This is a genomic window from Flavonifractor sp. An9 (assembly GCF_002161245.1).
GTDB classification, from domain to species: Bacteria; Bacillota; Clostridia; order Oscillospirales; family Oscillospiraceae; genus Flavonifractor; species Flavonifractor avicola.
In genome coordinates, this window is the sequence record NZ_NFHC01000017.1 from 70,119 (window position 1) to 81,260 (window position 11,142).

6 protein-coding genes are annotated in these 11,142 nt (G+C 63.4%); 2 read left to right on the forward strand and 4 right to left on the reverse strand.

Annotation, left to right across the window (positions count from 1 at the left end):
• Positions 1 to 3: 3 nt before the first annotated feature.
• The 3 genes from B5G40_RS11440 to B5G40_RS11450 are packed head-to-tail and all read right to left on the reverse strand — an operon-like array spanning position 4 to position 6,189.
• Positions 4 to 3,159 (reverse strand): hypothetical protein, encoded by a 3,156-nt coding sequence (locus B5G40_RS11440; RefSeq protein WP_087399697.1) that lies wholly within the window; start codon positions 3,157 to 3,159, stop codon positions 4 to 6.
• Positions 3,156 to 5,573, reverse strand: a complete 2,418-nt coding sequence (locus B5G40_RS11445) for an efflux RND transporter permease subunit (protein ID WP_242959410.1) — start codon at positions 5,571 to 5,573, stop codon at positions 3,156 to 3,158. The genes B5G40_RS11440 and B5G40_RS11445 overlap by 4 nt, the downstream gene beginning before the upstream one ends.
• A 43-nt stretch (positions 5,574 to 5,616) precedes the next feature.
• Positions 5,617 to 6,189, reverse strand: a complete 573-nt coding sequence (locus tag B5G40_RS11450) for a TetR/AcrR family transcriptional regulator (RefSeq protein WP_158099522.1) — start codon at positions 6,187 to 6,189, stop codon at positions 5,617 to 5,619.
• Between the two features lie 184 nt (positions 6,190 to 6,373).
• On the opposite strand from B5G40_RS11450, the gene B5G40_RS11455 reads away from it, so the two are divergent.
• Both B5G40_RS11455 and proS read left to right on the forward strand, forming a co-directional pair.
• The gene (locus B5G40_RS11455; RefSeq protein ID WP_087399700.1) at positions 6,374 to 8,680 is read left to right on the forward strand and encodes an S-layer homology domain-containing protein; all 2,307 of its coding nucleotides are present in this window, start codon (positions 6,374 to 6,376) and stop codon (positions 8,678 to 8,680) included.
• A 275-nt stretch (positions 8,681 to 8,955) separates the two neighbouring features.
• Positions 8,956 to 10,395 (forward strand): proline--tRNA ligase, encoded by a 1,440-nt coding sequence (proS, locus tag B5G40_RS11460; protein WP_087188904.1) that lies wholly within the window; start codon positions 8,956 to 8,958, stop codon positions 10,393 to 10,395.
• A gap of 59 nt (positions 10,396 to 10,454) precedes the next feature.
• Here the strand turns inward: proS and B5G40_RS11465 are convergent.
• Positions 10,455 to 11,142: N-acetylmuramoyl-L-alanine amidase family protein (locus B5G40_RS11465; RefSeq protein WP_143383408.1), on the reverse strand; the 688-nt coding region annotated here is incomplete at its 5' end.

Sequence of the window (11,142 nt, forward strand, 5' to 3'; positions counted from 1 at the left end):
TTTTTATGCCGGGATGGTTTTCCGCTTTTTTCTCCGATGGATTGCCAGCGCCGCGATGAGCAGCACAGCCGCCCCGGCGCAGCACAGCAGCACCACAGGCAAAACATTGGGCGTGGTGCGGTCCAGCAGCACCACCTGCCCGCTGGCCGGGCCGTCAAAGACCAGATAGCTGCCGTCCTGGCTGGCCTTCACCACCTGCCAGCTGCCGTCGGACTGCAGGATGGCCGCCGCCGGGTGATCGGCGTCCGCCGCCCGCAGCCGGAGGGTCACCGTATCTCCCTGGCTGCCTTCCACGGTATAGGACCAGCCCTCCACGCTCCGGTAGCCCGACAGGTCGGGCAGCTCGGTCAGCCCTTCCGCCTTCAGACCAGCGCCTGGCTCAAAAGTGCCCTCCACCAGCAGGGCGGGATGCTCCTCGCCGGAGGAGAGGGTGGCGGTAGGCTGGGTAAACTGGGCCTCCAGCACCATGGACCGGGTCAGCCCCTTGACCGGGAAGTCGGGCCACACGCCATACTCCCCGTACCGGGCAGGCGGCTCTGGCACCAGGCTCTGGTCCAGGTCGTCCCCGTAGGCAAAGGGGATCTCGGCCACAGTCTTGCCGTCGGCCACAAAGCGGTAGGAGAAGGTGAGGAAGTCCTCGGGGATGCCGCTCAGCACCGAGAAGGCGTCAAACTCCAGCCCCTCCGCCTGACCGGCCACATCCACCCCGTCCAGCCCCGCCAGCTCCTCCAGCAGGTAGCGGTTGCCGGTGAGGGGATCGTCGGACTGACCGGCAATGGCCCCCCGGTACTCCCCGTCTCCCTGGGCCCGCACCATGGCCCGGCAGTCGGTGAGGGTGCCGCCCAGACCGGCGATGCCGCCCAGCCAGCTGCCGCCGTCCAGATCCACCAGGGCGGCGCACCGGATCACCGAACCGCCGGTGCGGCCCGCAATGCCGCCGCAGTAGTCGGTGCCCGTCTCCACCGTGCCCCGGGCGGCGCAGTCCAGGATGGAGCCGGTGGTACACCGACCGGCGATGCCGCCGCCGCAGTCGTTTCTCACGGTAACGGCGCCGTCAAAGCGGCACTGCCGCACTGCCGCCCGCAGGGTGGCGTACACGTCGGAGAGCAGTTTGATGTCCTCCATGTCAAAGGTAGCCTCGGGGTCGTCCCCCACCTCGGCCCCCACGGCCCCCACAATGCCGCCCACGTTGGAGTCACCCTCCACGGTGCAGGCGGCGGTACAGGCCATGACCAGGCCGGGGCCTTCTGTAATGTCCCCCGAAAGGTCCTGGGTGGTGAGTTTGGGCTCCCGGCCCATGTCGTAGATGGCCTGACGCACCTGGTCCAGAGCCCCGATCACCCGCTGGGCGGAGGCGTGGAGGGCGGTGTTGTCCGCCCCGGCGGCCTGGGTCATCTGGTCCACCCGGTGCTCGATCACATCCAGCTGGTCCCCGATATCGTCTGCCGCCGCCTGGGTCTGCTCCCCCAGCTGGTCGGAATAGTCCTTCAGCAGGGTACGAATGGCGGAGGCCTCGTTGCTGACGGCGTCCAGATCCTTCTTACTGTCCTTGGACAGGGCGCTGCCCGCCCCCACCAGATGGCTGGCGGCGCTGTGGATGGCCTTGGCAGCCTGATCCGCGTCCTTCCGCGCCTCCTCCATCTCTTTTGAGGTATCGTGGCTCAGCGTTTCCCACCGGCCGGTGAGGTCGCTGACCAGGCCGGGCAGCTTGCCCAGGGCCTTGGAGATGGCGGACAGGTGTCCCGCCGGGTCCACGCTGGGGAAGGGTACTGCCAGGGCTCCCTTTAGGTCCAGCTTTTTCAGGCAGTCGGTCACCTGGGTGAGATAGCTGCCCAGGCTGTCCAGCTCACGGGACATGGCCTGGAGGTGGGTGCGGATGGTATTGGCCTGCTTCTCAATGCCTTCGGCGGCATCATCCAGGGCCTCCACCCCTTCCACCAGGGCGCTGTCGGCGCTGTCCAGCATCTTGCTCAGGCTGCGGCGCAGCTGGGCGGTGCCGTCCAGCAGATCGTCCAGGTCGTCCCCGGCCTCATTGGAAAAGGTATCCACATGGCCCCGGAGGCCGTCCAGGGCATCCCCCAGGGCGGCGGCATGGCTGTCCAACTGGTCGGTCATATCGCTGTAGTCGCTAAGGCCCTGGTCCCCGGCCTGCTGAGCCCGGTCCCGGATCTGGCCCACCGCCTCATGGATGACCTGGGCGTCCTCCACTCCCTGGCCCACCATGCCGCTGAGCTGGTCGGCAAAGCCCTCCATCTCATCAAAGAGGACCCCCAGACTGTCGTTGAGGCTGTCGGCGGGAGAGTCGCCGTAGCGCACCTCCACATTGGGTTCGAACTGGCCCACGATGCCCCCCACGTCCTTCCGGCCCAGAATATGTCCGGTATTGGAGCAGTTGGTGATGGAGCCGGACTGGAGCCCGGCAATGCCGCCGGTGTTGTAGCCCAAGTGCTGATAGCCCACAGTTCCGGAATTGGAGCAGCCGTCAATGTTGCCCCGGGACAGCCCGGCGATGCCGCCGGAGTTGGAGGGTATATCCTGATCGGAGGCGGTATTGATCTCCCCGGCGTTGGTGCAGCCGGTGATGGTACCCAGATTCTGCCCGGCGATGCCGCCGGCGTTGCTGGGGGCGGAGATTGCGGCCTGGTTGGAGCAGTCCGTCACGGTGCCGCTCTCCCCGTTGAGGCCTACCACGCCGCCCACATCCTCCTGACCGGAGACCGAGCCCTTGACGGTACAGTTACGCACGGCGCCGTAGTTCTCTCCGGCCACCAGACCCACCTGGCCTCCGGTGCCGCCGGGTGTGAGGGTGCCCTCCACCGTCAGGTCCTCCACCACTGCGCTCTCGGTAAGGGTGCGGAAGAGGCCCACCTTGGACCCTTTGTCGGAGAAGGACAGGCCGGTGATGGTATGGCCATTGCCGTGGAAGGTACCCTGGAAGATGGGAATGGAGGTAAAGTCTGTGCCGCTGAGGTCCAGGTCGGCGGTCAGCTCCGCCGTCACCCCTACCGACCAGGTATCCTTGGTACAGCTGCGGGCAAAGTCCAGGAAGGCGGACTCGTCCCCGATGGTCACCGTGCCCGCCGCCCGGGCGGGAAGCAGGAGAGAGCAGAGGAGGGCGGCCGCCAGCAGCAGGGCGGTTACGGGTCTGTTGTGCTTCATGGCTGATCCTCCTGTTCCTGCTCCTCGATTTGGAGCTCCTGATACTTGCTCTCAATGAGGGCGTCCACACTGCCGTGGATGACCCCCTTGAATTCGCCGTCCACAAAGCCGGATACATGGCCCCGGACGTGACCGTCCAGCCGCATGGTGCCCTTGTTGAACCGCTTGGACCGGTCCCGGTTGAGGGAGATGGCGGTGCGCTCGATGATGGCGTCGCCCAACAGCAGCAGCTGGGGCAGCACGGTCATCACCAGGAAGATGGAGGTGACGGTGCCCCGGCCCAGGGTGAGGCCCACCGAGCCGATGGTGGCATCGGTGGAGATGCCGCCGATGAGGAAGCCGGCCACCGCCATGATGGTGCCCGAAGTGAGGATGGTGGGGAAGCTCTGGCTCAGGGCCTCCACCACCGCCTTCCGGGGCTCCATGCGGGTCTTCAGCTCCAGATAGCGGTTGGTGATGACGATGGCGTAGTCGATGGTAGCGCCCATCTGGATGGAGCTGACCACCAGGTAGCTGAGGAAAAACAGATTGGTGCCGGTGAGTACCGGGAAGGAGAAGTTGATCCAGATGGAGCCCTGGATGGTGAGCACCAGCAGCACCGGCAGACCGGCGGACTTGAAGGTGAACAGCAGGATCACCACAACGAAGAGGGCGGTGAGTACGCTGATCTTCAGGTTGTCGCCGGAGAAGGAGCTGGCCAGATCAAAGGCGTTGGTGGAGTTGCCCACCAGCACCACGTCGTTATAGTAGTCCTCACCGATGGCGCGGATCTCATCCAGCAGGGCGTAGGTGTCGTCCCCCTCGGTGGGCACGTCAGCCACAAAGACCAGCCGGGACCACTCCGTACCCTGGAGCTGCTTGAGTCCCACGTCCAGCTGCTCCTGCAAATCCTCCACCTTTTGGGCCTGGTCGCCGGTGAGGCTCACCACGCCCTTGTCCTTCTGCTCCAGCAGGAACTGGAAGATATCCAGCAGAGGCACCGAGTAGTCGTCCGGGTTCTGGAAGATGGAGCCGTACTCCTCCACACTCAGGCCGTAGGCCTGGAAGAGCAGCCGGGCCAGCTCCACGTCCACCCCGGCCAGCTCGGCAAACTGCCGGGGGGTGATATCGTCGGTGAGCATCCGGCCCGGTTCCACCTCGATGTTGGCAAGGCCGGTGACCTGGGTCACCTGGGGCAGGGCCTCCACCCGCTCCAGGATGCGGCCCTCCTTTTGATAGTCCCCCCGGGGCACCAGCATGGCGATGGTATTCTTCTTGCCAAAGGTATCGGTCACCTTTTCGGCAGCCAGCTGCCAGTCTGGCTTGTTGGAAAAATCGGCGTTGTTGGTGTCAAAAACGTAGGCGCAGTGGCTGGACAGAATCGCCCCGGCAATGACCACCACCAGAAAGATGGGGGGGAGCACAAAGCGCAGCTTGACCACCCCTTTGCCCCAGAAGTTGATCTTGGGCACCAGATTTTTGTGGCGGGTGCGGTCGATGGGCCCCTGGAACACCATCAGCAGGCCGGGCATCAGCAGAAAGACGCACAGCATGGAGCATACGATGCCCTTGGCCAGCACGATACCCATATCAAAGCCGATGCGCAGCTGCATGAGCATCAGAGCCACCAGGCCGGAGATGGTGGTCAGGCTGGAGGAAGAGATCTCCACAATGGCCTTGCTCAGGGCGGCAATGTCCGCCTCCCGGGCATCCAGGCCGTTGTCCCGCTCCTCCATGTACCGGTGGCAGAAAATGATGGCGTAGTCGATGGCCAGAGCCAGCTGGAGCACCACGGCGATGGAGTTGGTAATAAAGGAGATGGTGCCGAAGATGAAGTTGGTGCCCATGTTGAGCACCGCCGCCGCCACAAACACGATGAGGTAGACGGGCACCTCCATATAACTCTTGGAGGTAAAAAGCAGCACCACCACAATCACGGCGGCGGCGATGGCCAGGATGACGGTCATCTCCTGCCGCAGGGAGGCGGAGGTGTCCCGGCCCACCTCGGTGGACAGGGATACGTCGTACCCCTCCAGCAGATCCTCCACCCGGTGGAGGGCCGCCACTGTCTCCTCATCCCCGGTCTCCCCCTCAAAGGAGATGGAGAAGAGGGCGGCGGAGTCCTTGTAGTGGTCGGCGGTGTCGTCAAAGGCCACCTCCGACACCCCCTCCACCCCCTTCAGCCGTTCGGCCAGGGCGGCGGCGGTGTCGTAGGTCACGTTGGACACCATCACGTCGGCGGTGCCCAGGGTGACAAATTGCTCCTCCATCAGGGTCAGGCCCCGCCGGGTCTCGGTTTCCGGCGGCAGATAGGAGGTGATGTCGTTGTTGATCTGTACCTTATTGATGGAAGCCCCGCAAAAGATGAGGGCGGCAATAAAGACCAGAAAGAAGGCCTTCCGTTTGTCCACAATAAAGCGGGCCAGTTTGGTCATGGGTGTCTCGGTTTTTTTGTCCGTTACCATAGGCAGATTCCTCTCAATGGTTGGGGATAAAGCGGGCCAGATGGTCCAGCAGGACCTCCTCCGGCACCGGGTCGGGGCTGATCAGCCACCAGCGCAGCAGGGACAGCATAGCGCCCACATAGAAGCGGGCGGCGATCTGGGGGTCCACCCCCGGCAGGGCGTCAGGGAAGGGCGGGCGGCTCATCCGGGCGCACAGTTCATCGGCCGCCGCGTCCTCCAGCAGCCGGGTCTGGGTATCGGCGCCGCTCTCCAGGCAGGCCCGGTACAGGGCCCGTCTCTCCTTAAAAAAGGCCAGGGTGTTGCGGGCCGCCTCCAGGAAAAACTCCCTGGGGGTGGGGGCGTCCTGGGGGATGCAGGCCCGAATACACTCCCGCTCCAGTTGGGTCAGCAGATAATGGAGCAGCTCCTGTTTGTCGGTAAAATGGGCATAGAAGGTGGTGCGGTGGACCATAGCCCGCCGGCAGATATCGGTCACCGACAGCTCCTGAAAGGGCCGCTCCTCCATCAGTTCCACCAGAGCCTGAGTCAGCTGCCGCCGGGTCTTGCGCTGACGCAGGTCCAGATTCTCCTCTCGTTTCTCCTCCACAGGGACTCCTCCTTTCGTTGGCCGGAACAGCATACCACTTTACGCTACACTTGTCAAGATAAAATACAAATGTAGATTATACGGGGGGGAAGGCTGCGGGATTTACAGGTTGCTTTTTTTAAAGGGAGACAGTATAATGAAGGCGTCTAATTATGGAAACCTATACGGCAACGGAGGGAAATGTATGAAAGCAAAGCGATTTGCAGCCCTTTGGCTGGCGGTGGTTCTGACGCTGTCTCTGCTGGTGGTACCCGCCGGGGCAGTGAGCTTTACCGATATGCAGGGCCACTGGGCCCAGGAGGACGTGGAGTACCTGGCCGGCCTGGGCATCGTGAAGGGTACCAGCGCCACCACCTTCGCCCCCGCTCAGAAGATGACTGCCTGCGAGGCTCTGCTGTTCTGCTCCCGGGCCACCGGCGTGTCCGCCGCGGATAAAAAGCAGATCGCCGCCGACCGGGCCGACCAGCTGAAGGAGATCCTGCCTGAGAACGTCTACAGCTGGGCGGAGGAAGAAATGGCCGTCTGTCTGGAGACCGGCATCATCAGCGTCACCGAGCTGGAGGCCATGTGCTCCTCCGGTGCGCTGCTCAAGTCCATCACCCGGGAGAGCCTCTCCATGTATCTGGTGCGGGCCATGCAGCTGGAGCCCATGGCCAAAAACCTGACCAATTATTCCATGAGCTTTGCTGACACCGCCTCCATCTCCCAGGCGCTGCGGCCCTATGTGTATCTGCTCAATACATATGGCATCGTCCAGGGCAACACCGCCAACCAGTTTATGCCCCAGGGCAGCCTGACCCGGGCGGAAATGGCCACCATGCTCCGCCGTGCCATCGACTTTATGGATGAGCAGGGCATCTATGCCGAGCTGCCCGCCTACACCGACTACCAGTGGGTGGGCGGCGTCATCGACGCGGTGAGCTCCACCAGCAACGGCGCCACCCTGCTCACCATCACCGGCAATCTGACCGATACCTTTGGCATTTCCGTGCCCGCCAACGTGCCCATCTATGAAAACAACATCCGCACCACCCCCAACTCCCTGCGTGCGGGCCAGTATGTCCGGGTGAACCTGGACGACAAGGGGGCGGCTCAGGCGGTCCGTCTGGGCGGGACCCTGACCAGCCTCAGCGGCAGCATCACTGAGGTATCCCAGGACAGCATCACCATCAGTGTCAGCGGCACCAGCAAGCGGCTGGACATTGACCGCTTTACCAGAGTCCAGGTGGGCCAGCTGGTGGGCGATCCCTCCCTGATCGAGCCCGACGCCGGTTATACCCAGGCCCAGTGCTGGGTGGACGGCATGGGCCACCTGGCCGAGCTGAAGCTGTCCGGCGGCACCCGTTCCGCCGAGGGCTTCCTCACCAGCGTGGAGAACACGTCCGGCGGCCAGACCATTACCGTCTCCGCCTTTGACGGCCAGCGCGCCCAGTACACCCTGGTGTCCGGCGCCGCCGTCACCGTCAACGGCAAGGCCGGCTCCATCTCCGTGTCCAACAAGGGGGATCATGTGAGCCTGCGGGTGTCCAACGACAACGCCGGCACCGTGGTGAGCGCCGCGGTGGATACCGTGTCCGACTATGTCCAGGGCCCCATCAAGAGCATCAGCTTCACCAAGGACCCCTACGAGATCACCGTGGAGGACAGCCTCACCGGCCGCTCCCGCACCTACCCCATCGCAAGCAACGCCATCGCCCGCTATGACGGAGAGGAGATCACCGTCAAGGAGGTGTCCCGCAACAACTTTGCCACCCTTCAGATCTCCGGCGACCAGGTGGTGCTGCTGGACACCTACCCCGCTTCCACCACCACCCAGGGCGTGATTGAGAGCATCACCTACGCCAGCCCCACCACCCTGGCGGTGCGCACCCCCCAGGGCACTACCGCTACCTTCTCCATTGATCTGACCAACCTGCCCGACATTGAGCGGGACGGCAAGACCAGCTCCATTGACAAGCTGCGCAGCGGCGACAGCGTCACCGTCACCGTCCGCTACAACGAGGTGTATGAGATCGAGGCCACCTCTCAGAACGCCACCCTGTCCGGCACCATCACCCGGGTGATCCAGGACACCACCGGCGTCAGCATCGACGTGCGCTTCTCCGACGGCTCCACCGACACCTACCAGGTGTCCGAGGGCGTGTCGGTGACCCAGAAGGGCTCCGTCATCTCCCTCTACTCCCTCAAGCCCAACGATGCGGTGGATCTGACTCTCAGCGGGGACGAGATCGTGGCCATTGAGGTCACCGGCAGCTCCTCCTCTTCCACCCAGATCACCGGCTCGGTGCTGGTGGTCAACACCAAGGACGACACTCTGATGATCAGCCTGGAGGACGGCACTCCCCTCACCGTGGATGTGGAGGACGCCAGCTTCGTTACCATTTCCGGCTCCTCCACCAGCCTGAGCAAGCTGGCGGCCGGGGACCGGGTCCAGCTGTACGGACAGTACTCCGGCAATCTATTCGTTGCCACCCTGGTGGTCAAACTGTAATTGTTCAAATCTTGCGGGGCCCGGCTCATCTGAGCCGGGCCCCGATTTGTCAAACTGTTTTGACAAATCGGGGCGTTATTGACTGGACGCGAAAGACAACCCTGACGGTTTTCTTTCACACTATCTTTCCCTCCGAAGCCTCGGCCTGGAGCGCTTAATTCGTTAAAGCCCGGCTTTTATGCGCCGGGCCCTATACTTGACTTGACTTTTGGGCCTCAAATGGATAAAATAAGTAGCACCCATGCGTATTTTGATAAAAAAGGATTGAGATAGATATGGCACAGGACAAAAAGCAGGTGGAACAGATCACCGATATGGAGGTGGACTTCGCCAAGTGGTTCACCGACGTGTGTAAGAAGGCGGAGCTCATCGACTACTCCTCCATCAAGGGCGTGTTCATCTACCGCCCCTACGGCTACGCCATCTGGGAAAACTTCCAGAAGATTCTGGATGAGAAGTTCAAGGAGACCGGCCACGAGAACGTGTACCTCCCCCTGCTCATCCCCGAGTCCCTGCTCCAGAAGGAGAAGGATCACGTGGAGGGCTTCGCCCCCGAGTGCGCCTGGGTGACCATGGGCGGCTCTGAGAAGCTGGAGGAGCGCTACTGCATCCGGCCCACCAGCGAGACCCTGTTCTGTGAACACTACAAGAACATCATCCACTCCCACCGGGACTTGCCCAAGCTGTACAACCAGTGGTGCTCCGTGCTGCGGTGGGAAAAGACCTCCCGCCCCTTCCTGCGTCACCGGGAGTTCCTGTGGCAGGAGGGCCACACCATGCACGCCACCGCCGAGGAGGCCATTGCCGAGACCGAGCAGATGTTCAACATCTACGCTGACTTCTGCGAGAACTATCTGGCCATGCCCGTGGTGAAGGGCCGCAAGACCGACAAGGAGAAGTTCTCCGGCGCCGAGGCCACCTACACCGTGGAGTGCATGATGCACGACAAGAAGGCCCTCCAGGCCGGCACCTCCCACTACTTCGGCGACGGCTTCGCCACCGCCTTCGACATCACCTTTACCGGTGAGGACAACAAGCCCCACCACCCCTTCCAGACCTCCTGGGGCGTGTCCACCCGCCTCATCGGCGGCGTCATCATGACCCACGGCGACAACAACGGTCTGGTGCTGCCCCCCCGCATCGCCCCCACCCAGGTCATCATCATCCCCGTGGCCCAGCACAAGGAGGGCGTCATCGAGGCCAACGAGGCCGTCATGAACCGCCTGAAGGCCGCCGGTATCCGGGTGAAGATGGACGCCTCCAAGCAGTCCGCCGGCTGGAAGTTCGCCGAGTACGAGATGAAGGGCGTGCCCCTGCGTCTGGAGATGGGTCCCAAGGACATGGAGAAGAACCAGTGCGTGCTGGTCCGCCGGGACAACGGCGAGAAGAGCTTCGTTTCCCTGGACAACATCGAGGAGACCGTCCAGACTATGCTGGACGCGGTGCAGCAGGGCCTGTACGACAAGGCCAAGAAGAACCTGGACGAGAACACCTATGCCTGCTCCACCGTGGAGGAGGTCAAGGAGAAGATGTCCACCCAGGGCGGCTTTGCCAAGACCATGTGGTGCGGCGACGAGGCCTGCGAGCTCAAGATGAAGGAGATCGCCGGCGTGTCCTCCCGCTGCATCCCCCTGGAGCAGGAGCACCTGGGCGACGTGTGCCCCGTCTGCGGCAAGCCCGCCAAGCACATGGTGTACTGGGGCGTGGCTTACTAATCACCCAAACCCATACGACAAAAAAGGACCCGGAGCATGGCTCCGGGTCCTTTTTTGTTTTATTCCTCTACGCCGTACCAGGCCAACAGGGATTCCACCATGCCGTCCACGATCTTGGCTTGATACTCCGGGGTCTCCATAAGGGCGTCCTCCCGGGGATTGGTCATAAAGCCCATCTCAATGAACACGCAGGGGATGGTGGAGAAGTTAAAGGCGGTCAGGTCGGAGCGCTGGACGGTGCCCAGGTTCTTGGCTCCCGTATGCTCGCACACCGCCTCGATCATCAGCTCTCCCAGCCGGGCGCTCTCCTCCACGATGGAGGGGGTACCCAGCAGGTCCCCGTAGGGCACCAGCACCATGGCCCCGTTATAGTCCGGGTCGGTCCAGCCGTTGGCGTGGATGCTGATATGTACGTCGGCCCCCGCCTCCTGGGCAATCTTACACCGGTCGATGCCGCCCAGGGTGATCTCGGACACCTCCCGGGTCATCACTACCTCGGCTCCCAGGGCCTCCAGGGCATCCCGGAGCTGGAGCCCCACCGCCAGGTTGAGCTGCTCCTCGGTCTGGTTGGCTCCGGCGGTTCCGCCGCCGAAGAGGTACTTGGTCTCATCGGACAGCGGAGAGACCAGCTCCCGCTGGCCTGTGCCGGTCAGCGGAGTGACGCAGTGGCCGGGGTCCACGCAGATCACCGCCCCCTCCAGGGGCAGCGGGGTGGGTGTGGGCTCCGGCGTGGGCGTGGGCGTAGGC